Source organism: Nocardia sp. NPDC002869, from assembly GCF_046764065.1.
Taxonomy (GTDB): Bacteria; Actinomycetota; Actinomycetes; order Mycobacteriales; family Mycobacteriaceae; genus Nocardia; species Nocardia rhamnosiphila.
In genome coordinates this window covers 1-25,516 of record NZ_JBKOOL010000005.1, presented here as the reverse complement: position 1 = coordinate 25,516, position 25,516 = coordinate 1, and the positions used below count along the sequence as shown (strand labels likewise).

Genomic DNA, 25,516 nt, shown 5'->3' with positions numbered 1-25,516 from the left:
TGACCGTCGCTCGGGCGAGTGGCGGAATGGCAGACGCGCTGGCTTCAGGTGCCAGTGTCCTTCGGGACGTGGGGGTTCAAGTCCCCCTTCGCCCACCGAGAAGAAAGCCGTGGATCCTCCGGGGTCCGCGGCTTCTTTCTTTTCTGCCGCCGAGTGTGTACCGCTCCGGCCTCATGGTCTGCGAAATCCGGCGTGTGGCGTTGGTCATGCTCGGTCCGCCCGTGGCTCCGCTGGACGCCTAGAACGTGTTTCAGAAATATGCCGGAAAATGGGCGGAACCCGTTGACTCCCGATTCGAACCTGTTCTAATCCTTGCTATGCGGAGATACGAAGGCCGTCGAGTACTGGTGACAGGTGCGGGTTCGGGGATCGGCCAGGGCGTGGCCCTGCGACTGCTGGACGAAGGAGCCCGGCTCGTCGCCGCCGATATCAACGAGCCCGGTTTGGCAGCCACAGTGGAGAAGGCCGGCGATGCGGCCGACCGGCTCGGCACCGTGGTGGTGAACATCGCGGATATCGAGTCGGTACGCGCGGCCGCCGAGACGGCGCTGGAAACCCTGGGCGGATTGGATGTGCTCGTCAACTGCGCGGGCATTCTGAAGCCGGCCCGTACACACGAGATGCCGCTCGACGAGTGGAACCGGGTCATCACCGTCAATCTCACGGGGACGTTCCTGGTGACCCAGGCGCTGCTGCCTCCCCTGTTGGAATCCGGCCGGGGCGTGGTGATCAATCTGTCCTCGACGTCGGCCTTCCAGTCGGCTCCCTATCTGGCCGCCTACGCGGCCTCCAAGGGTGGCGTGGCCTCTTTCACCCACGCGATCGGTCTGGAGTACGCGAAGCAGGGACTGCGGGCGGTCAACATCGTCCCGGCCGGAATCATGAGCGGGATCACCACCGAATCGATCACCGAACAGCCGGAGGACGCGGACTGGACCCTGTTCGCCCGGCTGACCGGTTGGTTGAACGGTGGTGCGCTGGGCACTCCGGAGGATATCGCCGGCGTCGTGGCGATGGTGGGATCCGATGACGGCCGCTACATCACCGGCACCGAGATCCGCGTCGACGGCGGCGCGCTCATGTGATCTCTCAGGATGTTCCGAGGCCGCAACGGTGCTCGCGCGAGTCGCGATCGCCGCTGCGGCCTTACTTCTTTTCCCGGGCGCCGAATGGGCTGCCGGGCGAGTGATCCGGCCGGTCGCGGCGCAAGGGCTGCGTTTGCCGGCTCCGGCGCGAACAGCGCGCCGTGCTCTCGGTATGCCTGAATGAGACCGAGATCACACAAGAATTTTTCGATTGCGGCGGCGCTGCTGAGGGTTACCTCAGTAGGCGGCTCTGGTGACCCAGTTCACGCCTTGGAACCACCTTGGTTAACTACCGCGGGGCGTTTACCGGGCTGCCGTACGGGGGGTGTGGCAGGTTTGTCCGCGCTAAACAAACTCTAGGTATTTTTCGTTCGTATCGCCTGTTCGTCAACCGCGTTAACGGTGCGCGAACGCGCAGTTCGGCGAGGGAACAACCGAGTTAACGGCCGTTCGGGGGAGCCGCGCGGCGAACCCGTTTCCCATATCCGCAACCATGGTTACGGATATGTCTGTGACCAGTAAAAACCAAATGTACTTGCAAATGAAAGCACTGCTGTAAGTCCGACGCGGCCTGCTGAAAGTTAGCTGGACGAGGGTCGGGGTGGGGGTTTCTGAATGTTTGCCGAACTGCGACGCGCACCTGTGACCTCAGCCGCAACGGGTTGCGTAGGGATAACGATTGTGTAGAGTCAACGGTAACGCTGGCCGCAGCTAGAGCGGCGACTCGCTGCGGCCAGCGGAATTCAAATGGGGAATCCACGCAGGTCATTCGGTTCGCGTTGCTGCGACCTCACAAACCGCGGTCGATTGCCGTATGCTCGAGGTTGTCTACCCGTTACCGCGAAAGTTGCGCTACCGCTACTTCCACCGCCGTCGTCTCGACAGGCCGGTCGGCGCGGCTACCGGCGAGGAAGATGTAGGCGAGAAAGGCTGCCTCGGCGGCGAATCCGATGGCGATCCGGGCCGGCGTGGGCAAGGCGCTCGGCGTCACGAATCCCTCCAGAAGGCCCGCTACCAGCAAAGTCGGCACCAAACCGAGCGCGATGGCGGCGGTGACGCGACCCTGCCGGGCGACCGCTTCGGCCCGGCTGAGGCGGCCCGGATCGATCAGCGTCCAGCCGAGTTTCAGCCCCGCTCCGCCTGCGATGAAAATGGCTGTCAGCTCCAGCATGCCGTGCGGCAGCAGGAATCCGAAGAATGAGTCCAGCCGGCCGGCCTCGGCCATCAAGCCCGCTGTAATGCCGATATTCAGGGCGTTCATGAACAGTAGGTAGAGCACGGGCACGATGAGTACGCCCAGAAAGAGGGCCAGTGCGGATACCCACGCATTGTTGGTCCAGACCAATGCGGCGAACGCGTCGTTGGAATGCTCGGTGTAGTAGGTTTCGAAAGCGCCACCGGGAGCCGTCAGCACACCGGTGTTGCCCTGCAGGCCCAGTGTTTTCCGGGCCGACGGATCGTTCGCGATCCAGGTCGCGAACCCCGCCGAGACACCCAGGAAGACCACCGCCACAGCCAGCCACCAGCCCAGGGCCCGATACACCGCGCCGGGGAAACCGTGTGTCACGAACCGGACGATCTCGGTCCGGGTATTCGGTGCGCTGCCGACGATCCGGCCGCGGGCCCGGGCGATCACCGCGCTGAGTCCGGCCACCAGTTCCGGTTCGGGACTGTGTGTCTGCAACCGGGCCAACTGCTGCGAGGTGCGCCGGTACAGCAGCACGAGTTCGTCGGTTTCCGGCCCGGTGAGGGTGCGTTTGCGCGACAACGTGTCCAGCCGGGCCCACAGGTGCCGGTTCCTCGCGCTGTATGCGTCCACGTCCATGGGCTCGCCTCCCGCTCCCGCCGGTACCGCCGTCGTGTCCGCGCCGGCCACCGCCGCGGACTGCGCACAACGGCGGCGATGATCCGTACTCGGTGAACCGATGGCGACGGCTGTACCCCCGTGTCACCGACGCGGGGCCGGAAATCGGCCCCCGTGGAAGAATGCTATGCGATATGGCCGAATTCACGACGGGCGAAGCCGTGGCGATCGAACTGCCGGTCGCTCGCGTCCCGACCCGCGCGGCGGCGTTCGTACTCGACCTTCTCCTGCAGGCCGTGCTCGCGATCGTGTTGTTCACCGGCGTGCTGCTGCTCGTCGACGGCGACGATGCCGACCCGTGGTTCACGACCCTGACACTGGTGTCGCTGGTCACCGTGCTCGTCGGGTATCCGGTCGCGTTCGAGACGCTGTTGCGTGGTGCCACCCCGGGAAAACTCGCGCTCGGGCTGCGGGTGGTTCGCGCCGACGGGGGCCCGATCGATTTCCGGCACGCCCTCACCCGGGGCCTCACCGGCGCGATCGTGGATTTCTGGATGCTCGGGATCTTCGGTGTCATCGCAGTGGTGAGCTCCATGTGCTCGCCGCACGCACGCCGGGTGGGGGATGTGCTCGCGGGCACCGTGGTGGTGCATATGCGGCAGCGGCTGTCGGTGCCCGCACTGGCCGTTCCGCCGATATGGCTGACCGGCTGGTCGGCCGAATTGGATCTCGCGGCGCTGCCCGAGGATCTGGCCCTGGCCGTGCGGCAGTATCTGACCCGGATCAGTTCGCTGACCCCGGCGGCGCAGCACGAACTCGGATACGCACTCGTCCACGCGGTGTGCGCTCGGCTGCGGGTCGCACCGCCGGCCGGGTACCCGCCGGTGCAGATCCTCGGCAGCGTGATCGCCGAACGTCAGCGTCGTGCGCTCCCGGCGCCCCCGCCCCCGGCGGCGTCCGCCCTGCCGCCGGTGTCGTTCGCTCCCGTGCCCTGACGTCGACGGGGCCGGCTACGTGATCAGAGAGCTCCGGAACGTTTGAGTTCCAGGTACTCGTCGGCCAGGGCAGCCGGAAGATCGGTTCCGGCCGCGGCGACCACCGCGATCCCCATTCGGCGCAGCGATTCCTGAAGTACCGCGTGTTCGGCGATCCGCGATTCGGCGGCGGCTGCCCGGTACAACGCCGGCAGGCTGCCGCGGTCGGCGGCCGCGGCGGCGATATCGGGATCGGTGACCGACACGATCAGGACCCGATGCCGCTCGGCCAGGACGGGAAGCACCGGAAGCAGATTCTCGGTGACCGCCGCGCCGTCCAGACTGGTGAACCAGACGATCAGGCTGCGCCGCCGGGCCCGCTGGACAGCGGCCCGGACCAGCCCGTCGGCGTCGGTGTCGACCAGCGCGGGGGTGACACCGGTCAAAGCGTGCAGGAGTTTGGGCTGGATGCCGCGGCCGACCCCGGTGGGCACCTCGGCGCGCACCGCCCGGTCGTAGGCGAGCAGGCCGACCATATCGCCCCCGGTCGCGGCCAGGCCGCCCAGCAGCAGGGCCGCCTCGATCGCCGACTCCAGGCGGGTGCCCGCACCCACGCGTCCCGCGCTGATCCGGCCGGTGTCCAGGAGCATGAGCACCTGCCGGTTGCGTTCCGGACGCCAGGTGCGGACCAGTACATCGGTGGCTCGCGCGGTGGCCCGCCAGTCGATGGAGCGGACATCGTCGCCCGGTACATATTCGCGGAAGGAGTCGAACTCCGTGCCCTGGCCGCGTACATCGGCCGGATTGCGGCCTTCCAGATGATGCAGCCGCTTCACCTTGGCGGCGAGGAGCCGTTCGCTGTGGAACGGGGGCAGAGCACGGACCCGGGCCGGGACATCGCGGTGGAATTGATGCCCGGCCAGACCCAACGGCCCCCAGAGGCGCAGCGTTACCGGGCCGGCGGCGCGATCGCCGCGCCGGGCGGGGGCGAGGGTGGTACGCAGCCGGATCCGGCCGGATGGGGGGACGGTGATCCGGTGTTCGCGCTCGGTGGCGCGGGCACTGTCGGGCCAGTCGTCCCAGAGCAGTCCCCGCACTGCCCGGGCGCCGGTATTGGTCACCGTCAGCTCGACCTCCGTGTGCGCGCCCAGACGCAGCACCGACAACTCGGGCCGGTGCAGCGTCACCTCCGAGCTCCGCGCGGCCAGCAGGCGGTCGGTCACGGCGAGCGCGACGATCAGCGCACTGGCCGTCAGGACCGCGGCCCAGGAGGGCGCCAGCAGCATGACCGCCGTTGCCGCGACGGCAGCGACGGTGACCAGCCGGCCGGTGACGACCACGGCCTACACCGGGACCGGGATCGACAGCAGCAGCGAAGCCATCACCTGTTCGCCGGTGACTCCGTCCAGCTCGGCTTCGGGACGCAGTTGCAGGCGGTGTCGCAGTGCCGCCACGGCAACGGTTTTCACATCGTCGGGCGTGACGAAGCCTCGTCCGTTCAGCCAGGCCAGAGCCCGGGCCGCGGACATGAGCGCGGTGGCGCCGCGGGTGGACGCGCCGTGCTGGACCGCCGCCGCGGTCCGGGTGGCGCGGCACAGATCGACGATATAGGCGAGAACCTCCGGGCGGACCGTGATCCCGGCGATCGCGGAGCGGGCGGCGGCGATATGCGCCGGGCCGGCCACCGGCCGTAACCCGGCCGCGGTGAGGTCGCGGGGGTCGAAGCCGTCGGCGTGTCGCTGCAATACGCGGAACTCGTCGTCCCGGTCGGGGAGATGGATATCGACCTTGAACAGGAACCGGTCCAGTTGGGCCTCGGGCAGCGGATAGGTGCCCTCCTGCTCGATGGGATTCTGGGTGGCGACCACGACGAAGGGGTCCGGCAGCGGCCGGGGCGCGCCGTCGACCGAAACCTGGCGCTCCTCCATGGATTCCAGCAGCGCCGACTGCGTTTTCGGTGGGGTGCGATTGATCTCGTCGGCCAGGAGCAGATTGGTGAACACCGGACCGTCGCGGAAGGTGAACTCGGCCGAATGCGGATCGTAGATCTGTGATCCGGTGACATCGGCGGGCATCAGGTCCGGGGTGAACTGGACCCGGGCGTGCCGTAGGTCGAGGGCGGTGGCCAGGGCCCGGACCAGCAGGGTCTTCGCCACACCGGGGACCCCTTCCAGCAGCACGTGGCCGCGGCACAGCAACGCCAGCACCAGATACATGACGGCGTTGTCGTTACCCACCACCGCCTTGCCGATCTCGGTGCGCAGCGCCGCGAAGGCGGCGGCCGCCTCGGCGGGGGCGGGGTCCGTGACTCCTCCCATGCCGGCCTTGGTGGTGTCAATACTGGTCATCCGACCTCCGCTTCGATCCATTCGAGTTGCGCGGCAACGAGTTCCAGGGTCGATACGTCGGGCACCGGCCCGTACAGGGCCGACCCGACGACGGCCGGGTCGGCGCCGATCCGCGCGGCGACCGCCGCCGCCAGTTTCTCCGGGGAGGTCCCGGTGCCGAGCGCGCGGCGTAATCTGCGCACGGTCGCGGCGCGCAACACACCCGCGATATGCGCGTGATCACCGGACCGGCGGTAGAGCCCCGCCTGTCCGGCCAGCAGTTCATCGGCCGCGACCTCCACCGGCCGCGGTTCACCGACCACCGTGCCCCGGCGCCGCGCCCGCCACCACACCAGCAGGGCGGCGGCGATCAGGAACTGCAGTCCGCCGAAGGCCAGCCAGTCGGGGGTTCGCTCGAAAAGGGAGTCGTCGCCGGCCGGCCGGGGCAGGTCCGGATCGTAGTCGCCGCTCGGCGGGTCCATCGGGGGCGGGTCGAGCGGCGGCGCGTCCGGGGCGCGCGGCGCGCTGGGCCCGGAGCAGCCCTGCAGGACCGCGTACACCACCAGCAGGAGCACGACCAGCGCGGCCGACCAGGCCCAGAACCGGGGGTCGCGCAGTATCGCGGGCCACTTCCCGGAACCCGGTCGCCATCGCGACCCGCGGCGGGCCGGTTCGATATCGAACGGTTCGGCCGCCGGGGGCGGCGCCGCCGCGGAGAACCGGTCGGCCCGCGTCAGGCGGCGGTATTCCTCTTCATCCGCCCGGCGGCCGCCGTAGACGACCTCGTCGAACGATCTGGCGGCGGCCGGGAGTTCACCGGAGTCCCCGGCGGGCAGGCCGGCCGCCGCTTCGTGTGAGGTTTCGCGGGCCGTGCGCGATCGGCGCACCTCGAGTAGGCCGCGCTGTTCCAGCCCGCGCAGCACCGCACGGAAACGTTCGCGGAGCGCGGTATCGAAGTCACCGCGGGCGGCCGCGTGTTCGGCGGCGGCCGAATGGACCGCGGCGGCGTCCAGCCGGGGCGGCTCCGGAACGGTCCGGGACGGCTCGGTCACCGGACACCTCCGTCGGGGATCCGGATATCGGCGCCCTCGCGCCGGCAACGCAGATCCAGGTACCCGACCACCCGGGCGCTGGACTCCACGATCTCGGTGACGGCCGCCAGCAGCAGGCCGGCGACGGTGACCAGTACCAGGAACCCCCACCGGTGGGTGCCCGAGATATCGCCGACGAAGAGCAGGAGGCCCAGCAGCGGTGCCACGAGCAGGGTGAACAGCAGGTGCCGGCAGATCCAGAGGCCGGTTCGCCGGGCACGCAGGTTCGCGACCAGTGCGCCCGACCGCGCCAGCGCCGCCCCGGCGCCGACGCCCTCGGCGAACAGCACCGGCACGGCCGCGAGATGACGCGCGCGCAGCCAAGCCAGCCAGAGCAGGCAGCAGGGATAGGTGACCATGAACCAGAGCAGGCCGCCGAGAAAGGTGAACGGGAAGAGCGCGGCGCTGATACCGAGGACCGCGACACCGATCGCGGTGAACGAGAGCTGGGTGAGCAACAGCGGGCCCAGCCTCCCGGCGGTGCGGCGCAGACTTTCCCGCAGCCCGATCGGCTGCCGGCCGACCCGGGCCAGGCCGGTGCCGACCGTGACACCGCGTAGGACCAGCCGGACGACCCAGGCGCTACCGAGTGTCGCGAACAACGCGGCGAGGGCGGTCCCCGTATCGGAGCCGTCGGTCAGATGCGAGACGAGCCCGATCGACCCGGCAACCACGAGTTCTCCGGCCACCAGCAGCACCGCGGCACAGCCCGCCAGCGTCCGGATATCGGCCTGTAGGAGAGCGAACGGCCCGTCGAGCAGTTCCCGGAAACTCAGCGGACGGAGCGGAACCGTCGCTACCTGGGCTCGGCCTTCCGGATGTCTTCCCGCCCCGACGGAACCGGCCGTATCAGCGGCAGGCTGCACGCGGCCGAGTCTAATGGGCGCCGGTGCGGTCCGCGCCGGTCCGGAGCGAAGGCAGCGATATGCCTGCGGTGCGGTGGGTCGCGGCGCGCGGGTGAGCATGCGGGCCGCGTGGCGGTCAGCTGCCCGGGGGTAGTTCGCGAGGCGCGGGGGTCTGTCGTTCGCCACCCGCGGGCAGCATGGCGGTGGTCGCCGGCTCGAGACGCGTCGTGGCGGAGACGATGGCATCCGAGCCCAGGGTGATTTCGGCGTCCACCGCGTCGCCGCGGCGACGGGCCGGACGGTCACGCACGGTGCGCGAATCCTCGATACCGCTGTCCACACCGACCTTTCGTGTCCGGCGCAGGGTGAAGGTGATCTCCTCGGCCTCGGTGAGCACCTGGCGGGCGGTGCGCAGCGGCCGGCTCGCCGTATCGACGGCGGTGTCGATGGCCGAGCTGACGAAACCCGGGACCAGCGGGCGGATCCAGCGGGCGGCGGTATCGGTGAACGGAACGGTGCCGATGATCGGGAGCTCCAGTCCCGCCGGCTGCCGGACCGCGACCTCTCTGCCCAGTGGTACGGGCAGGTCCGATCCGTCACTTCCCGGCGGCAAGGCGTTGTTCGGGGCCGCCGCCGGTACGGCGGGGTCGCGTTCGGTGACGCCGATCTCCAGCCCGCCGAGCGCGGCGATGACCCGGGTGCGCTGGCGTTCCCGGTCGATGGTGGTGTCAGCCTCGGCCACCAGTTCGGCCGTGGTGAGCTGCTGCTGGAGCCGGACGGCGGCGGTATCGGCCCGGACCCGGGCCTCCTTCTCGGCGATGGCCGCGTCGGCGGCGCGTTCGGCGCGGTCGCGGACGGTGTCGGCGGCCCGGCGCCGCTCCTGCGCGGTCTCCCCGCGCCACCAGCGCAGGATCAGCGGCAGCAGCGCCAGCAGGGCGAAAAGCGCCCAGGTCAGCGCCCGGAGTCCCAGCGCGCCCAGCTCACCGACGGTGTATTCGTGTGCCGCCGACCACCGCGCACCGAACCCGCGGTCACCGCCGGCGGCCACCGCCTGCGCGTCGTACAGGGCCAGGCGGGCATCGGATACGCGCTGGTCCAGCGGGGCAACCCGGTTCTGCGCGGTGCTCAGCGCGGTGCGGGCGTCGTCGAGCATCGCGTTGGCGGTCTGCGCCTCCGGTCCACGACCGGGCACTCCGGTGATCTTGGTCTGCGGGCACTGCGGGGTGGGGTTGAACTCGCACCGGGCGATGATCAGGGCGTTGTCGATATCCGCGGCGGCCGCCGCGATGGCCCCGTCCAGCGCCGTGCGGTCGGCGACCGCACGGTCCAGTTCGTCCTGCGCGGTACGGACGGCGGGAGCCGAGGCGGTCGCGGTCGCGGCCCGCTCGTCGAGTATCCGGTCCACCGTGCCGCCGAACAGTACGGTCACCGCCATCTCGGCCACCACCACGCCGGCCAGCAGCGCAGTACCGATCCGCGCGGCGACCGCCGGAACATCGACGGTCCCGGCGGGCAGGTCGGGGCGGGCGGTGGGCTGGGCCCCGGCCAGTGCCCGGCCGAGCAGGCCCGCGAGGACGCCGGCCACCAGGGCGATGGCGGCGACCGCGGCAGGTGGATGATCGGCGGCACCCATGGCAGAGGCGGTGACCGCGCCGGCGACGAGGGCGAACAGCGCCACTCCCGCTCCGGTGACGGTGTAGCCCGTGCGCTCGTATCCCTCGGCGGTTTCGGCGGGCTGCCCGCCGCCGAGCCGGATGAACATGCCGGTGACGCTCATGGGACCCCCATATCCTTCACAGCAGTCATCGGCACTCCTTTGGAGCAGGCATGCGGTCCGCGGAGGCCGCAGCGAAGGCGGAGGTATCGCACCATCGATTCGTTGTCTCAGCGTGACAGGACACACGCCTGTCCATCGACCCTTGGCGATCGGGTGTGGGGATCTTCACAGGGGTGTCGCGCAGCATACGGTGACCGATCCGCGAGCCGGGTCCCGGCCGTACTTCCGGCGCTGCCGAAACTCGCGCTGGCGCAACGGAAGCGAGGTGTGAGTGGCCCGGAAAAGTGTGTCGTAAACCACTCATCGGATGGTTTGCTGATCAGATGCTGATGGTGCCGATCGACAAAACAGGCCGAACGGTCGGATCATGTTCTGTGCTTGTCACGACGCTGTCACAAACATCTCACCGGGGTGCGCAACAGTTAGCCGCAGGCTGATGGGTTTGCCGTCCGCCGCTCTCGGGAAATCATCTTCGATGCAGGTGAGCGTGGGTTCGGCGGATGCGGCGCGGCATCGGGAAAGGCTCGGAACCGATGGATCGCCGCTGTTCGGAGGGGCGATCCGGGATCGATTCACTCCCGAAAGCTGCTTTACACTAGAAAACGCGCATATGTGGAGGAACGAATGAAGAAGCCCAGCTAGACCCGATTATTAGGGCAACCTTGGTTGGTTGGGTCCCGGACCTGGCTTATCGTTTGCTCTTACGCCGCACATACCCATGTCCGGCCGAAGGGCATGCTCGGGCGACCACCGATCAGGCCGGCCTAGCGGGCGAAATCCCGCTCCCGGGTTCCGGACGCGTAAGCGTTTCGTTACCGGCGGGTACCTGCGCACAGCGACAGGTGGAAAACTTCAGACGTGACTGCACGCCGAACACCATCAGCGCGGCTGGTGTCGGCCAACGTACGAACGCAGTCCAAGCAGGGAGCGTTCGACAGTACCGGCGTTCGACAGGGCGTTCTCGCAAAGGCCGCACCACGTCGAGGTCGACTTTCTCGAAGGCAGAGGCATGACGCAACTACCTGGCCACAGGTCCCCCGGACCCATCGGGCTCTACGACCCGGCGAACGAACACGACGCCTGCGGTGTCGCCTTCGTCGGTGATATGCACGGCCGCCGCAGCCGTGACATCGTCGACAAGGCTATTACGGCCCTGTTGAATCTGGAGCACCGCGGTGCCGCGGGCGCCGAGCCGAACTCCGGTGACGGCGCGGGCATCCTCATCCAGGTACCCGACCGGTTCTTCCGGGCAGTCGTCGACTTCGACCTGCCGGCGGAGGGCTCCTACGCCACGGGAATCGCCTTCCTGCCGCAGGCCCGCCGCGAGGCCGCACGCGCCTGTTACGGCGTGGAGAAGATCGTCAAGGAAGAGGGCCTGACGGTCCTGGGCTGGCGCGAGGTACCGATCGACGAATCGTCGCTCGGTGCGCTGTCGCGTGATGCCATGCCGCTGTTCCGGCAGCTGTTCATCGGTTCGCCCGCCGATTCGGCCGAACCGCTGTCCGGGATGGATCTCGAGCGGCGCGCCTACGTGATACGCAAGCGGGTCGAGCACGAACTCGGTCGCGCGGGTGCCGGCGAGGGTGCGGTGGGCAGGGAATCGGTGTACTTCCCGAGCCTGTCCGGCCAGACCTTCGTCTACAAGGGCATGTTCACCACCCCGCAGCTGCGGGCCTTCTACCTGGACCTGCAGGACGACCGGGTGGAGAGCGCCCTGGGCATCGTGCACTCCCGGTTCTCCACCAACACTTTCCCCTCCTGGCCGCTGGCCCACCCGTTCCGCCGGGTGGCGCACAACGGTGAGATCAACACCGTCGCCGGTAACGAGAACTGGATGCGGGCGCGTGAGGCGCTGCTGCGTTCGGACATCTTCGGCAAGGATTCGGCCGGCAAGAACCGGCTGGACAAGATCTTCCCCGTCTGTACCCCGGGGGCCAGTGATACCGCTCGCTTCGACGAGGTCCTGGAACTGCTGCACCTCGGCGGCCGTAGCCTGCCGCACGCGGTGCTGATGATGATTCCCGAGGCCTGGGAGCGCAACGAGAACATGGACCCGGAGCGCCGGGCGTTCTACGAGTACCACTCGATGCTGATGGAGCCGTGGGACGGCCCCGCATCGGTGTGCTTCACCGACGGCACCGTCATCGGCGCCGTCCTGGACCGCAACGGTCTGCGCCCGAGCCGGATCTGGGTCACCGACGACGGTCTGGTGGTCATGGCCTCCGAGGTCGGTGTCCTCGATATCGACCAGTCCAAGGTCGTCCGCAAGATCCGCCTGCAGCCCGGCCGCATGTTCCTGGTCGACACCGCCCAGGGCCGGATCGTCGGTGACGACGAGATCAAGGCGCAGCTGGCCGCCGAACACCCCTACCGGGAATGGCTCGACGAGGGCATCAAGAACCTCTCCGACCTCCCGGACCGGCCGCATATCCACATGTCGCACGACCGCGTGCTGATCCGCCAGCAGATCTTCGGATACACCAACGAGGAACTCGAGCTGCTGATCTCGCCGATGGCCAAGACCGGCGCCGAAGCGCTGGGTTCGATGGGTACCGACACTCCGATCGCGGTGCTGTCGGCGCGTCCGCGGCTGCTGTTCGACTACTTCTCCCAGCAGTTCGCGCAGGTCACCAACCCACCACTGGATGCCATCCGCGAAGAGGTCGTCACCAGCCTGCGCCGCCATATCGGCCCGGAATCCGATCTGCTGCACCCGAGCCCGGAGTCCTGCCGGCAGATCGTGATCCAGCAGCCGATCATCGACAACGACGAACTGGCGAAGCTGGTCCACATCAACGACGACGGTAGCCAGCCCGGGCTGCGCTCGGTCGTCGTGCGCGGCCTGTACGAGGTCGCGGCCGGCGGCGACGGCCTGCGCCGGGCGCTGAACGCGATCAACACCCAGGTCTCGGCCGCCATCGACGGTGGCGCCCGGATCATCGTGCTGTCCGATCGCGAATCCAACGAGAAGCTGGCGCCGATCCCGTCGCTGCTGCTCACCGCGTCGGTGCACCACCATCTGGTCCGGGAACGCACGCGCACCATGGTCGGTCTGGTGGTCGAGGCCGGTGACGCCCGCGAGGTGCACCATATGGCGACGCTGGTCGGTTTCGGTGCCGCGGCGATCAACCCCTACATGGCCTTCGAGTCGATCGAGGACATGCTCGAGCGGAGCGCGCTGCAGATTCCCGGCAGCACCGGGGACCTGCCCGCCGACTACCGCAAGGCCGTCGCGAACTACAACAAGGCCGCCAGTAAGGGCGTACTGAAGGTGATGTCCAAGATGGGCATCTCCACCGTCGCCTCGTACAACGGCGCCCAGCTGTTCCAGGTGATCGGTCTGTCGCAGGAACTGGTGGACGAGTACTTCACCGGTCTGCGCTCGCATCTGGACGGCATCGGTCTGGACGAGATCGCCACCGATGTGGCCACCCGGCACTCGGTCGCCTTCCTGGAGAACCGCAACGAGCGCGCGCACCGCGAGCTCGAGGTGGGCGGTGAGTACCAGTGGCGGCGCGAGGGCGAATACCACCTCTTCAACCCGGACACCGTCTTCAAACTGCAGCACGCCACCCGCAGCGGTCAGTACTCGATCTTCAAGGAGTACACCAAGCTGGTCGACGACCAGTCCGAGCGGCTGGCGTCGTTGCGTGGCCTGTTCAAGTTCAAGAAGGGCGCGCGCTCCCCGATTCCGATCGAGGAGGTCGAACCCGCCAGTGAGATCGTGAAGCGTTTCTCCACCGGCGCCATGAGCTACGGCTCCATCTCGGCGGAAGCGCATGAGACCCTGGCCATCGCGATGAACCGCCTCGGTGGTCGCTCCAACTCCGGTGAGGGCGGCGAATCGCCGGCCCGGTTCGAACCGGAGGACAACGGTGACTGGCGGCGCAGCGCGATCAAGCAGGTGGCCTCGGGCCGCTTCGGCGTGACCGCGCACTACCTGACCAACTGCACCGATATCCAGATCAAGATGGCCCAGGGCGCCAAGCCGGGCGAGGGCGGTCAGCTGCCCGCGCACAAGGTGTACCCGTGGGTCGCCGAGGTCCGCCACTCCACCCCGGGTGTCGGCCTGATCTCGCCGCCGCCGCATCACGATATCTACTCGATCGAGGATCTGGCGCAGCTCATCCACGACCTGAAGAACGCGAATCCGCAGGCGCGGATCCACGTGAAGCTGGTCGCCGAGCCCGGCGTCGGCACGGTCGCGGCGGGTGTGTCCAAGGCGCACGCCGACGTGGTGCTCATCTCCGGCCACGACGGCGGGACCGGGGCCTCCCCGCTGACCTCGCTCAAGCACGCCGGTGGTCCCTGGGAGCTCGGCCTGGCCGAAACCCAGCAGACCCTGCTGCTCAACGGTCTGCGCGACCGGATCGTGGTGCAGGTCGACGGTCAGATGAAGACCGGTCGCGATGTGATGATCGCTGCCCTGCTGGGCGCCGAGGAGTACGGTTTCGCGACCGCGCCGCTGGTGGTCTCGGGCTGCATCATGATGCGGGTCTGCCATCTGGACACCTGCCCGGTGGGCGTGGCCACCCAGAACCCGGTGCTGCGCGAGCGGTTCACCGGTAAGGCCGAGTTCGTCGTGAACTTCTTCATGTACATCGCCGAGGAAGTCCGGGAACTGCTGGCGGAACTGGGTTTCCGCACCCTGGACGAGGCCATCGGCCGGGTCGATCTGCTCGACACGGGTAAGGCCAAGCGGCACTGGAAGGCCAGCAAACTGGATCTGTCGCCCATCCTCGACGATGTCGAGACGGCGTTCATGTTCCAGGACCGCCGCCGGACCAAAGAACAGGACCACGGCCTGGACAAGGCGCTGGACAACGAGCTGATCGCGCAGAGCCGCGACGCGCTCGAGTTCGGCAAACCGGTCCGGATCGATACCAAGATCACGAACGTGAACCGCACGGTCGGCACCATGCTCGGCCACGAGGTGACCAAGCTCTACGGTGGCGCCGGCCTGCCCGACGACACCATCGACATCACCCTCACCGGCTCGGCCGGTAACAGCTTCGGTGCGTTCGTCCCCGCCGGTATCACCCTGCGAGTGCAGGGCGATGCGAACGACTATGTCGGTAAGGGCCTTTCGGGTGGTCACCTGGTGGTCCGCCCGGCGCCCAACGCCCCGGCCGATTTCCGGGCCGAGGAGAACATCATCGCGGGCAACGTGATCCTGTTCGGCGCGACCAGCGGCCAAGCGTTCATCGGCGGTGTGGTCGGCGAACGGTTCGCCGTACGCAACTCCGGCGCCACCGCGGTGGTCGAGGGCGTCGGAGACCATGCCTGCGAGTACATGACCGGTGGCCGGGTCGTCATCCTGGGCGATACCGGACGCAACTTCGGTGCCGGTATGTCCGGTGGCCTCGCGTTCGTCTACGACCCCGACGGCACCTTCGCCGGCCGGCTCAACCCGGAACAGGCCGAGGCCGTCGAACCGCTGTCCGGTGACGATTTCACCTGGCTGCGCGACATCATCGGCCAGCACCGCGAGCAGACCGGCTCGGCGGTGGCCGAACGGATCCTGGGCGATTGGTCGCAGCAGGTCAACCACTTTGTAAAGGTCATGCCGCGCGAGTACAAGAAGGTGCTGCTCGCCATCTCCGAGGCCGAGAAGAGCGGTAAGGACGTCGATGAGGCGATTATGGAGGCCGCTCGTGGCTAGTAGGGAAATTCCGCAGGTGGCGTCGATGAGGCGCTGTGACGATTCGGGGGCCGCTCGTGGGTGACACCCAAGGATTTCTGAAGCACACCTCCCGCGAGCTACCCGAACGCCGTCCGGTGCCTTTGCGGCTGATGGACTGGAAAGAGGTCTACCAGGAGGGTTTCCCGCACCAGACCCTGCAGCGGCAGGCAAGCCGCTGTATGGACTGCGGTATCCCCTTCTGTCACAACGGCTGCCCGCTCGGGAACCTGATCCCCGAATGGAACGACCTGGTCTACAAGGACCGCTGGCGCGAGGGTATCGACCGGCTGCACGCGACCAACAACTTCCCGGAGTTCACCGGGCGGCTGTGCCCGGCGCCGTGCGAGGCGTCCTGCGTGCTCGGGATCAACCAGGACCCGGTGACCATCAAGCAGGTCGAGGTCGAGATCATCGAGAACGCCTTCGACGAGGGCTGGGTCGCACCGGTCTACCCGACCCGGCTCACCGGTAAGAGGGTCGCGGTCGTGGGGTCCGGCCCCGCGGGTCTGGCCGCCGCCCAGCAGCTCACTCGCGCCGGTCACACCGTGACCGTGTTCGAGCGGGCCGACCGTATCGGCGGTCTGATGCGGTATGGCATCCCGGAATTCAAGATGGAGAAGCGCTTCATCGATCGCCGCCTGGCGCAGATGGAGGCCGAGGGCACCATCTTCAAGGCCGGCGTCAACGTCGGTGTCGATATCACCGCCGACGAGCTGCGCGAGAAGTTCGACGCGGTGGTCCTCGCCGGTGGCGCCACCCAGGCGCGTGACCTGCCCATCCCCGGTCGGGAACTCGACGGGATCCACCAGGCCATGGAATTCCTGCCGTGGGCCAACCGGGTCCAGCACGGCGACCCGGTGACCGACGACAAAGGCCTGCCGCCGATCCACGCGCACGGTAAGAAGGTCGTCATCATCGGCGGCGGTGACACCGGCGCCGACTGCCTGGGCACCTCGCACCGGCAGGGCGCGGCCAGTGTGCACCAGTTCGAGATCATGCCGCGGCCGCCGGAGGAGCGGGCCGGTTCCACTCCGTGGCCGACCTACCCGCTCATGTACCGGGTGTCCTCGGCGCACGAAGAAGGCGGCGAGCGGGTGTTCTCGGTGAACACCGAACGCTTCGTCGGCGCGGACGGCAAGGTCACCGGGCTCGATGCGCACGAGGTCAAGATGGTCAGCGGCCGGTTCGAGAAGGTCGAGGGCACCGATTTCACCCTCGAAGCCGATCTGGTGCTGCTCGCCATGGGCTTCGTCGGTCCCGACAAGCCGGGTCTGCTGACCGATCTCGGGGTCGGCTACGACCAGCGCGGCAATGTCCAGCGGGACAAGAACTGGGCCACCAATGTCCCCGGTGTCTTCGTGGCAGGCGATATGGGCCGCGGTCAGTCCCTGATCGTCTGGGCCATTGCCGAGGGCCGGGCCGCCGCGTCCGCGGTGGACCGGTACCTGGAGGGCGAGACGGCGTTGCCCGCGCCGATTCCGCCGACCGCCGTCGCCCAGCGCTGATCTCGGCGCGGCGGTCCCGAACCGCCGAGCCGGAGATGCTGCGGCACAAATGAATACGCTACGGCGCGGTGTTTCCGGGTTTCTCCGGGGACACCGCGCCGACGTATTTCGGGCGCGGGCCGAATTCGGCACGCAGCTTTTCCGGTGAAATGCGGGTGATCGCTCATCTCCGGTGGTCAGGCCGGGGTGGGCTGGCGATACCAAGATCGTCGCTCTATTGTTATCTGCGGTGTGTCCCGGTACGAGATCGTGATCCGATCGTGTAATTGTGACGCGTGGTTGTTGTTCACCTGTTACACACGTCGGTGTCACCGGCCGGGCTCGGCATCTTGGCGATGGCTTAACGGCAGCGTCCCGATCAGGGGCCAGGGTTGACTGGAGCAGAATGCAGTTCAAAAGGGTTGCCGCGGCGCTGGGTGCCTGTGCGGCGGTTGCGTCGGGATTGGTTTTCGGGGGATCGGTGGCAACGGCCGACCCCGGATGCCCGAGTCTGTATGTGGTGGCGATTCCCGGGACCTGGGAAACCGGCCACGACAAGCGCCCCACGCCGGGCATGCTCGCCCGGGTGACCAACGGCCTACCGTCCTCGGCGAAGGTCGACTACGTCACCTACGCGGCAACCGCTTTTCCGTGGGAAGGCGATATCTACGCCGACTCCAAGAAGGAGGCCGTGTCCAATGCGCGCGGCATGATCACCGATATGGTGCAGCGCTGCGGCGGCACCAAGGTCGCGCTGGTGGGTTACAGCCAGGGCGCCGACGCCGCCGGTGATCTCGCCGCCGAGATCGGTACGGGCCTCGGCCCGATCCGGCCGGAGAGTATCGCGGGTGTCGGGCTGATCTCCGATCCGCGGCGGGCACCCGGTGATGTCCAGGTCGGTCCCCCCGCGCCGGGCGCCGGTGCCGGCGGCCCCCGGGTCGGTGGATTCGGCTGGGTCGGCGACCGTACCCGCACGGTGTGCATTCCCGATGATCTCTACTGCGCCACCGCGTCGGATGATTTCGTCACCCGATTCGCCGGTTTCCTCGCCCAGAGTTCCGACGCCAATCCGGCCAATATCTGGCGTTACCAGCTGGAAGTCGGCGCCATCGTGAGCGATCTGCTCTCCAAGGGCGGTCTGCCCACATTGCAGGCCCAGCTGACCCGCAACGCCAACGAGCAGCGGGTCAAGGATCTCGACACCTTCTACCGGTCCGAGTCGCATGTCGCCTACGGCAGCTACAAGGTCGGCGGCGGCCAGACCGCGCTGTCCTGGATGCACAACTGGATCGCCGGAATGGCCTGATCAGCCGGAGATATTGCGGGGGAGCAGTTCCCAGACGTGTCCGTTCTCGTTGACGGTCGCCGCGGTGCGGCGACCGGTCCGGGAGAACAGGATCCGGGTGATCGAGCAGTAATCGATCGGGAAGGTCAGCGGCCGGGCCAGACCGAGAATGTCCTGCAGGGTGACATTGATGACGCCGCCGTGCGCGAACACCACCACGGTATCGGCGGCCGGGGTGGTGGAGGCGATCTCGGTGATCGCGTCGTGCACCCGGTGCCGGAAGGCATCGGCATCGATCTGCACCGGTAGGTGCCCGGCCTTGATCCGGTCGTAGGCGTCCCGGAACTCCACCTTGGCGTCCTCGATCGGGATATAGGACGGCAGGTCGCGATCGTATTCGGCCAGGTCGTCCATGGTGTCCACGTCCAGTCCCAGCTTCGCGGCCGTCGGTGCGGCGGTTTCGCGGGCCCGGCGTTGCGGGCTGCTGATCACCCGCACGATGCGGTGGTGTTCCAGGGCGGCCGGTACCCGTTCGGCCTGCTCCACGCCGATGGGCGCCAGACCGGGGTCGGCTGCCTGCCCGGCATTGTCGACCCGGAGCGGCTGGCCATGGCGAACGAGTATCAATTGCACCCGTCCACTCTGCCGCATCGGTCCGGTGGGTCGGCAGCGAGGTCGCGGAGCCGGATCGGCCGACCGAGGAAATCCCGGGTGGTCTCGAAAAGCACAGGGGCCGGTTCGCCGTGACCACGGCGAACCGGCCCCTGTGTACTGGGTGAGCCTATTGTCCGGTGGGCGGGTACGGCGGCTGGCCGCCCTGCGGGGGATTGGGGTAGTTCGGGTCGGACGGGTAGCCACCTTGCGACGGGTAACCACCCTGCTGCGGATAACCGCCCTGCTGGGGGTAGCCGCCCTGCTGCGGATAACCCTGGGGGGGCTGGCCGGGCTGGGGGAACTGACCCGAGGAGTTGTTGTCGTTCTTCTTCTTACGGGCCAGCAGAATGACACCGACGATGATCGCCACCACCAGCACGCAGCAGATGAGGCCGAACAGGCCGAAGCCGCCGCCTTTGCCCTTGCTCCTCTTGCGGGCGCTCAGCTCGACCGCGGACGCCAGCGTATCGGTGTTGGCCCAAGCCGAATAGTCCACCTGGCCGGCGTGGGTGAGCAGGTCCACATAACTCAAATCGAACCCCGTTCCGAAGGTAGGCCCCTCCTCCCGGGGCCGAAGTCACTACACCGTACTTCCCCGAGCAGCGGAGCGGAAACATTCCCTCCGGTCAGTACGGGGGAGTGCCTGATCATCGCGGCCGGACCAACGGGAACGGCTGGGTCTCGCGGAGTGCGCGCCCGGTCAGCAGCATGATCACCCGGTCCACGCCGAGGCCCAGACCACCGGTCGGCGGCATGGCGTGTTCCAGCGCGCACAGGAACTCCTCGTCGAGTTCCATGGCCGCCGGGCCGCCGTCGGCCGCGATGCGGGACTGGGCGGCGAGCCGCCGCCGCTGTTCCACCGGATCGGTGAGTTCGCTGCACCCGGAGCCCAGCTCGATACCCCACGCCACCAGATCCCAGCGTTCGGCCAGAGCGGTGTCGCGGCGCGCCGGGCGGGCGAGCGGCGACACCGAGTTCGGAAAGTCGGTGTAGAAGGTCGGTTCCCGGGTGGCCTCCACCACGAGTCGCTCATAGAGGGCGTAGACCGTCCGGCCCTCGTCCCAGCCGGGTTGATGGACGATATCGGCCTTCTCACACAGTTCCCGCAGGTCCGGTAGGGCGGTACGGGGCGTGATATCGACACCGACCTCCGCCGACAGCGCCTCGTATATCGACCGCACCCGCCATTCACCGGAGATGTCCACTGCGTGCAGCGAACCGTCCGGGGTAGGCCGCATGGCGATCATCGCATCATTGGCGGCCAGCGCGGCCTGCTGCACCAGCTGCCGGCACAGCGTCATCATGCGCCGGTGATCACTGTGCGCCTCATAGGCCTCCAGTACGGTGTATTCGGGCAGGTGGCGGGTATCGGCGTGGGTGTTGCGGAAACCCGGGCCCAGTTCGAACAGTTTCTCGACACCGCCGACACACAACCGCTTCAGCGCCGGTTCCGGAGCGGCCCGCAGATGCAGATCGGTGTTGTCGGCATCGATATGGGTGCGCAGACTGCGGGCGGCCGCGCCGCCGGGGCTGTGCTGCAGCACCGGTGTGGTGACCTCCAGGAATCCGCAGTCGTGCAGGGCATCGCGCAGGGCCCGCAGCACCGCACTGCGCCGGGTCAGCAGTTCGCGCGCTTCCCGGTCGATCATCAGATCCAGGTAACCGCGCCGCATCCGGACCTCCGGGTCACTGAGGCCGCGCCATTTGTCGGGGAGCGGGTGCAGGCATTTACCGAGCATCCGCCAATCCGCCACCAGCAGGGACAGTTCCCCGCGCCGGCTGTACCCCAGCTGACCGCTGACCGACACCAGATCTCCCAGATCGACGAGTTCACCGAATTCGTCGAGGCGTTGCCGGCCGAGCCGGCCGCGGTCGAGCAGCAGCTGGATATCGCTGGTCCAGTCCCGGACCACCCCGAAGATCACACCCCCGTAGTCGCGCCGGCGCAGTAGTCGTCCCGAGACGCGGACCGTCGTACCGCGCGGTGTCCGGCGGGCGGCGGCGACCGTATGCGTCGGCGGGAACGGCAGGGGATAGGGATCGACGTTCGCGGCGGCAAGCCGGTCCAGCTTCTCGATCCGCACCCGCACCTGTTCGCGCCGGTGCGCGGTGATCGGCTCCGGTTCGATCTCCGCGGGCCCGGTATTCGTGCCGGCGCGTGCGGGAGCCGGATGTTCCGGCGCGGCGCGGTGCCGGCCGGTATGCGTAAAAGCCGTGGATCTTCCGTCCGCCCGTGGCAGCAGACCTTCGGCACGCGCCGCGGCGACGGCGATCCGTGCCAGGTCGCGCGCGGAGTCGCACAGGACGTAGCGGGGATCCCACCGCGGCTGGTACCGCATACTCGCGCGGTGCAACTGGGCCAGCTGCCACCAGCGCGAGAAGGCCAGCGGCAGGGTGCGGGCACTGCGCACGAATCCGGCCGCGGTGTGCAGCGCGGCCAGGGGCTTCCGGGAGGTCGCCGGAATGTACTCGCGTGCCGCCGCCTCGAACACCGACCGGAACAGGGTGAAACTCAGCGAAACCTGGTGGATACCGTGCTGTTCGGCGCGCAGCGCGAATTCCGCGATCAGCAGGTCGGTCGTCTCCGTGGTGCTGCCGGGCGCCCGGCGCAGCAATTCCACTGTGGCGCCGGTCTTCCCCCAGGGCACCAGGGACAGCATCCCCAGCACCCGGTCGTCGGCGTCGACGGCTTCTACCAGCAGACAGTCACCGTCGCGGCGATCACCGAGACGGCCCAGGGGAAGTGGGTACCCGCGTTCGGTCTCACTGTGCCGCCACTCCTCGGCGCGTACCGTGAGCCGGGCGAGGTCGGCTGTCCCGATATCGCGGTGCCGGCGGATCCGGACTGTCACACCCGCTTTGCGGAGCCGGGTCACCGACTGCCGGACGGGCGCGAGTTCCGGGGCGGCCAGCGAGAAGCTGCGTGTGTCGAGGACGGCCTCCGCGCCAGCGGTCACCGCCGTGAGCCCGGCACGCTGGTAGACCGGTACGGCGGATTCGCTCGCTCCGATCACCGCGACCCGCCAGCCGAAATCGCGGGCGTGGTGCCGCCAGGTCTCGATCGCCTGTGGCCAGGAGTCACGCGCGCCGATCGGATCGCCGAGGGCCAGGCAGACTCCGTACTCCACGCGATAGCCGATGGCCGCCCTGCCGTTGGGTGTGAAGATCAGTGCCCGGTCCCGCCGGGTCGCGAAGTAGTCGATAGAACCGGAGGAGTCCGCGCCCGCCAGCAATTCGCGCAGCGCCGATTCGTCGGCGTCGGTGAGTGCGTACTCCGTGCGCTGGGTGCGGTGCAGGACCAGGGCGCTTGCGGTAACCGCCAGGGCGCCGAAGAGTCCCACCAGGAATTGGGCCGGGAAGGACGGTACGCCGGGGGTTTCCGGCGAGCCGGGTACCAGATGCACGGTGAGTTCGGTGATCACCCACAGCGCACGTTGCGCGACGGACGACAGTGCTCCGGGAAGCAGCTGGACCACACCTCCACCGGCGACGGCCGCCATCAGCAGGCCGGCGGCCAGGGTCAGCGCGGCCGGGCGCAGCGCGCAGCGGCGGATCCGCGCGCCGAATTCCGCGCGGCTCAGGGCCAGTACGGTCAGCGCGGCCAGGTGGATCAGCGCGGCCACCGCGGCATGCCGGTCGTGTGCGCGCACCAGATCGGCCAGGTTCGCCGGGACCCAGCTCGCCGTGTAGAGCACCAACGCCCACCAGGCGACCCGCTTGCGCCCGGCCAGTCCGAGCGTCAGCAATCCGAGCAGTCCGGCCCACAGCAGGTTGGTATCGGGTGCGTACAGGTAGTAGCGATCCAGGTAGTGGCGGGCGCCGGCGAGTGCCGCCGACAGGGCCGGGGAAAGACTCCACAGCAGGCAGGCGGCCGTGAGAACACCCGAGACCAACGTGGCGACACGCGGTATCGCCGCGGACCGCCCGGGCGTGCCGGAGGGGCCGGGTGGTGCGGGGTGTCGCGGTTCCTGCGTGGATATCACGGTTCCAGTCTGCCGCCAGGAATCACCGAATCATGGCTGTGGCCCGGCGTGTTAATGGTATATCGGTCCGGAAACGCATGTATTTCCCTCTGCGCGGGCGCGGTTGGCCGATATGGGAAACCGGGTCCCGGGCGTGGCGCGCGAAGCGGCCGTGAAATGCCCCAATTGTCTTCTTGTTACGCATCCGGCGCTGTCCGCGCGCCGCGTGCCCGGGGCCGGTCGGAAAGCGCCGTGACCGGGGGAGTAAGCATGAACCTATGTCGGATCCCATCGATGTGCCGATCGACGACGGCGCCATACGGCTCGGGCAGTTCCTGAAGCTGGCCAATCTGATCGAATCCGGGGCGGAGGCCAAAACCGTGATCGCGGCCGGTCTGGTGCGCGTGAACGACGAGGTCGAATTGCGCCGCGGACGGCAGTTACAGGTCGGCGATGTGGTCGCCATCGCCGGTCACTCCGCCCGGGTGAGCGGCGGATAACGCCGGCCCGGCCGTTACCGGCACCGAACCGCGGCGATCAGGGTTCGGCGCGGACCACGATGCCGTCGTGGTCGCTGTAGAGCATCTCGCCGGGAATGAAGGTGACGCCCCCGAACTCCACCGGGACGTTCTTCTCGCCGCTACCGGTCTGGGTGCTCTTGCGCGGATTCGTGCCCAGGGCCTTCAGGCCGATACCGAGGGTGCGCAGAATCGCGGAGTCGCGGACCGCGCCATTCACCACGACCCCGGCCCAGCCGTTGTCGACCCCGCGGCCGGCGATGATATCGCCGACCAGGGCGGTGTGGATGCTCGCGCCGCCGTCGACGACCAGGACCTGCCCGGCGCCGGGCTCCCCGAGTGTCTGTTTGACCAGCAGATTGTCCTGGAAGCAGCGGATCGTGGTGATCCGGCCGGAGAACACCTGGCGGCCGCCGAACTGGATGAACTGGGTGTCACAACTGCGGATATCGGGCCCGATCTCGTCGGCGAGATCCGCGGTGGCCACCTGCTGCTCTGATTCGGTCACGGTCCCGATTGTGCCGGGTGCGTACCGGCCGCGCCCATCAACCCCCGTGCCCGGGCTGCGTCATCCGCGCGTCGCGGTGCTGCGGGCGATAGCGCAGGTTGTACACCTCACGATCGCAGTCCTTGCATTTCTCGTGATCGACCAGGTCCGGATCCAACCCGTGCTGGACCAACCGGTACCGCCGCCACACATAGGTCAGTGCGATCGTGAAGATGATCAGCGGGACGATCATCATGACGATCAGGCCCAGCTTGAGGGTCATAGGGCCCGGGAACAGCAGGATCAGCACGAAGAAGGGGATGATCGGTCCGACGAACCGGATCAGGTAGCGCTCCATCGCCCCGCGGCCGACGACGTCCTGGACCACCCACGCGTGCAACTCCGCGGGCAGTTCGCCGCCCAGATCGTAGGCGATCCGTTGCTTGAAGGTCGGCTTGTCCATAGCTCCAGGCTATGCCTGTGTGATATCGCTCACCAGGGGTAATTCGAGGCGTTGTGTTCAGCCCCGGCCGTGCCGTCGCTCGTAGGCGGCGCGCTCGCGCTCCGCCCGGCGGCGGACGTCGGCGTCGGCCAGCCCCGGATCCAGGCCGTGCTTGACCAGCCGGTTGCGCAGGAAGACGTAGGTCAGCGCCACGGTGAAGTAGATCAGCGGCAGCAGGAGCAGCGCCATCATCGACGCTCCTATCCACAGCGGCCCGGGGACCAGCAGGAACAACACCAGCACCAGCACCAGCGGCACCAACATCCGCACAAGGTAACGGCGGGTCGCACCCGGCCCGGTGAGATCGTTCAGCACCCAGTCGGAGTATTCGGCGGGCAGGGTTCGGCCACAGATGTACCCGATCCGCTGGAGGAGATTCGGAGTCGGGGCACCGGCAGCCATGGACCCAGGCTATCCCGTGACCGCCAGCGACGCTGCCAGCCCGAACACCACCGCCATCACCGAAACCTCCACCACCGCGCGCCGCAGCGAGCCCTCGGCCGGCATCTGATGCCGGGCCGCCGCTACCACCCAGCTACGCCGCCACCACCAGCCCAGCGCCAGCAGGACCGCCAGCAGCACTGTCTTGGCGAGCATGATCCGTCCGTAGCCGGTGGTGACGAACGGTGCGATACCGCCGAGGCGCACCAGACCGTTGATCACGCCGGTCAGCGCCACCGCGGCGATCATGGGCAGCGCGACCGCCGAGTACCTGGGCAGGGCGTCGGCCCACCCGCGGCGGCCACGCACCACCAGGGCGAGCGCCAGCAGCAGACCGAGCCAGGTCGACGCCGCGAGCGCATGGACCCCGGCCAATACCGACCCGGCCGGTTGCTGCGACATATGCCCCGTGATCGGCCGCAGGGTCACGCTGACCGCGGCGAACACCAGCACCAGGTCCGGTGAGCGCTGCCCGGCCCGCCGGAAGGGGGGGGGGGGGGGGGCCCCCCCGGCCCCCCGGGGGGCCCGCCGGGGCGCGCGCCGCGGGCCCCCCCGGCGGGGCGCGCGCGGTTGGGCCCCGGCGTAAGCCCCGAACAC

Annotated in this window: 18 protein-coding genes, 1 tRNA gene and 1 pseudogene; 7 read left to right on the top strand and 13 right to left on the bottom strand. The window is 68.5% G+C overall.

Going from position 1 to position 25,516, the window contains the following annotated elements; all coding sequences use genetic code 11:
* The first annotated feature begins 12 nt into the window (after window positions 1-12).
* A tRNA-Leu gene (locus ACLML9_RS01400) sits at window positions 13-95 on the top strand.
* 222 nt (window positions 96-317) lie between these two features.
* Window positions 318-1,085 (top strand): SDR family NAD(P)-dependent oxidoreductase, encoded by a 768-nt coding sequence (locus ACLML9_RS01395; protein WP_411943732.1) that lies wholly within the window; start codon window positions 318-320, stop codon window positions 1,083-1,085.
* 835 nt (window positions 1,086-1,920) lie between these two features.
* Here ACLML9_RS01395 and ACLML9_RS01390 read toward each other — a convergent pair.
* Complete coding sequence (locus tag ACLML9_RS01390) at window positions 1,921-2,910, bottom strand: stage II sporulation protein M (RefSeq protein WP_411943731.1); 990 nt, start codon at window positions 2,908-2,910, stop codon at window positions 1,921-1,923.
* 173 nt (window positions 2,911-3,083) lie between these two features.
* Here ACLML9_RS01390 and ACLML9_RS01385 point away from each other — a divergent pair, with 173 nt between their 5' ends.
* Entirely contained in the window at window positions 3,084-3,884 is an 801-nt protein-coding gene (locus ACLML9_RS01385) for an RDD family protein (RefSeq protein ID WP_411943730.1), read from the top strand.
* 23 nt (window positions 3,885-3,907) lie between these two features.
* Here the strand turns inward: ACLML9_RS01385 and ACLML9_RS01380 are convergent, their stop codons facing one another.
* The 5 genes from ACLML9_RS01380 to ACLML9_RS01360 form a co-directional block, all read right to left on the bottom strand.
* Window positions 3,908-5,203 (bottom strand): DUF58 domain-containing protein, encoded by a 1,296-nt coding sequence (locus tag ACLML9_RS01380; RefSeq protein WP_411943729.1) that lies wholly within the window; start codon window positions 5,201-5,203, stop codon window positions 3,908-3,910.
* 3 nt (window positions 5,204-5,206) lie between these two features.
* Window positions 5,207-6,211 (bottom strand): AAA family ATPase, encoded by a 1,005-nt coding sequence (locus ACLML9_RS01375; RefSeq protein ID WP_411943728.1) that lies wholly within the window; start codon window positions 6,209-6,211, stop codon window positions 5,207-5,209.
* Window positions 6,208-7,242 (bottom strand): DUF4129 domain-containing protein, encoded by a 1,035-nt coding sequence (locus tag ACLML9_RS01370; RefSeq protein WP_411943727.1) that lies wholly within the window; start codon window positions 7,240-7,242, stop codon window positions 6,208-6,210. The genes ACLML9_RS01375 and ACLML9_RS01370 overlap by 4 nt, the downstream gene beginning before the upstream one ends.
* Window positions 7,239-8,147, bottom strand: a complete 909-nt coding sequence (locus ACLML9_RS01365; protein ID WP_411943726.1) for a hypothetical protein — start codon at window positions 8,145-8,147, stop codon at window positions 7,239-7,241. Before ACLML9_RS01365 ends, ACLML9_RS01370 begins: the two co-directional genes overlap by 4 nt.
* 115 nt (window positions 8,148-8,262) lie before the next feature.
* A complete protein-coding gene (locus ACLML9_RS01360) occupies window positions 8,263-9,903 on the bottom strand; it encodes a DUF4407 domain-containing protein (RefSeq protein WP_411943725.1) in 1,641 nt (546 codons plus the stop codon).
* Window positions 9,904-10,912: 1,009 nt separating this feature from the next.
* Between ACLML9_RS01360 and gltB the strand changes: the two genes are divergently transcribed.
* From gltB to ACLML9_RS01345, 3 genes are all read left to right on the top strand, one after another.
* On the top strand, window positions 10,913-15,565 hold the full coding sequence (gene gltB / locus ACLML9_RS01355; protein ID WP_411943724.1) for a glutamate synthase large subunit: 4,653 nt from the start codon (window positions 10,913-10,915) through the stop codon (window positions 15,563-15,565).
* 56 nt (window positions 15,566-15,621) lie between these two features.
* A complete protein-coding gene (locus ACLML9_RS01350; RefSeq protein WP_411943765.1) occupies window positions 15,622-17,091 on the top strand; it encodes a glutamate synthase subunit beta in 1,470 nt (489 codons plus the stop codon).
* Between the two features lie 385 nt (window positions 17,092-17,476).
* Entirely contained in the window at window positions 17,477-18,376 is a 900-nt protein-coding gene (locus tag ACLML9_RS01345; RefSeq protein ID WP_411943723.1) for a cutinase family protein, read from the top strand.
* Here the strand turns inward: ACLML9_RS01345 and ACLML9_RS01340 are convergent, their stop codons facing one another.
* The 3 genes from ACLML9_RS01340 to lysX all read right to left on the bottom strand — a co-directional run bounded on the left by ACLML9_RS01340 (window position 18,377) and on the right by lysX (window position 22,992).
* Complete coding sequence (locus tag ACLML9_RS01340; protein WP_030524408.1) at window positions 18,377-18,988, bottom strand: histidine phosphatase family protein; 612 nt, start codon at window positions 18,986-18,988, stop codon at window positions 18,377-18,379.
* A gap of 148 nt (window positions 18,989-19,136) precedes the next feature.
* Complete coding sequence (locus tag ACLML9_RS01335) at window positions 19,137-19,541, bottom strand: hypothetical protein (protein ID WP_411943722.1); 405 nt, start codon at window positions 19,539-19,541, stop codon at window positions 19,137-19,139.
* A 115-nt stretch (window positions 19,542-19,656) separates the two neighbouring features.
* Entirely contained in the window at window positions 19,657-22,992 is a 3,336-nt protein-coding gene (lysX, locus tag ACLML9_RS01330; protein ID WP_411943721.1) for a bifunctional lysylphosphatidylglycerol synthetase/lysine--tRNA ligase LysX, read from the bottom strand.
* 257 nt (window positions 22,993-23,249) lie between these two features.
* Here lysX and ACLML9_RS01325 point away from each other — a divergent pair, with 257 nt between their 5' ends.
* Entirely contained in the window at window positions 23,250-23,471 is a 222-nt protein-coding gene (locus tag ACLML9_RS01325) for an RNA-binding S4 domain-containing protein (protein WP_265803096.1), read from the top strand.
* Window positions 23,472-23,508: 37 nt separating this feature from the next.
* Here ACLML9_RS01325 and rraA read toward each other — a convergent pair whose 3' ends face one another.
* From rraA to ACLML9_RS01305, 4 genes and pseudogenes are all read right to left on the bottom strand, one after another.
* On the bottom strand, window positions 23,509-23,997 hold the full coding sequence (gene rraA / locus ACLML9_RS01320) for a ribonuclease E activity regulator RraA (RefSeq protein WP_411943720.1): 489 nt from the start codon (window positions 23,995-23,997) through the stop codon (window positions 23,509-23,511).
* A gap of 37 nt (window positions 23,998-24,034) precedes the next feature.
* Window positions 24,035-24,439 carry a DUF5313 family protein gene (locus ACLML9_RS01315; RefSeq protein ID WP_265803094.1) on the bottom strand — a complete coding sequence of 135 codons (405 nt, stop codon included), beginning with the start codon at window positions 24,437-24,439 and terminating at the stop codon, window positions 24,035-24,037.
* 57 nt (window positions 24,440-24,496) lie between these two features.
* The gene (locus ACLML9_RS01310; protein WP_411943719.1) at window positions 24,497-24,880 is read right to left on the bottom strand and encodes a DUF5313 family protein; all 384 of its coding nucleotides are present in this window, start codon (window positions 24,878-24,880) and stop codon (window positions 24,497-24,499) included.
* A gap of 9 nt (window positions 24,881-24,889) precedes the next feature.
* Window positions 24,890-25,405 (bottom strand): annotated as a pseudogene (locus ACLML9_RS01305) (CopD family protein); the annotation flags it as partial.
* Between the last annotated feature and the right edge of the window lie 111 nt (window positions 25,406-25,516).

Coding starts and splice junctions, on each gene's coding strand:
- ACLML9_RS01310 (WP_411943719.1), bottom strand. CDS start 24,880: ATGGCTGCCGGTGCCCCGACTCCGAATCTCCTCCAGCGGATCGGGTAC.
- ACLML9_RS01395 (WP_411943732.1), top strand. CDS start 318: ATGCGGAGATACGAAGGCCGTCGAGTACTGGTGACAGGTGCGGGTTCG.
- ACLML9_RS01315 (WP_265803094.1), bottom strand. CDS start 24,439: ATGGACAAGCCGACCTTCAAGCAACGGATCGCCTACGATCTGGGCGGC.
- ACLML9_RS01345 (WP_411943723.1), top strand. CDS start 17,477: ATGCAGTTCAAAAGGGTTGCCGCGGCGCTGGGTGCCTGTGCGGCGGTT.
- ACLML9_RS01375 (WP_411943728.1), bottom strand. CDS start 6,211: ATGACCAGTATTGACACCACCAAGGCCGGCATGGGAGGAGTCACGGAC.
- ACLML9_RS01390 (WP_411943731.1), bottom strand. CDS start 2,910: ATGGACGTGGACGCATACAGCGCGAGGAACCGGCACCTGTGGGCCCGG.
- ACLML9_RS01385 (WP_411943730.1), top strand. CDS start 3,084: ATGGCCGAATTCACGACGGGCGAAGCCGTGGCGATCGAACTGCCGGTC.
- ACLML9_RS01325 (WP_265803096.1), top strand. CDS start 23,250: ATGTCGGATCCCATCGATGTGCCGATCGACGACGGCGCCATACGGCTC.
- ACLML9_RS01360 (WP_411943725.1), bottom strand. CDS start 9,903: ATGAGCGTCACCGGCATGTTCATCCGGCTCGGCGGCGGGCAGCCCGCC.
- gltB (WP_411943724.1), top strand. CDS start 10,913: ATGACGCAACTACCTGGCCACAGGTCCCCCGGACCCATCGGGCTCTAC.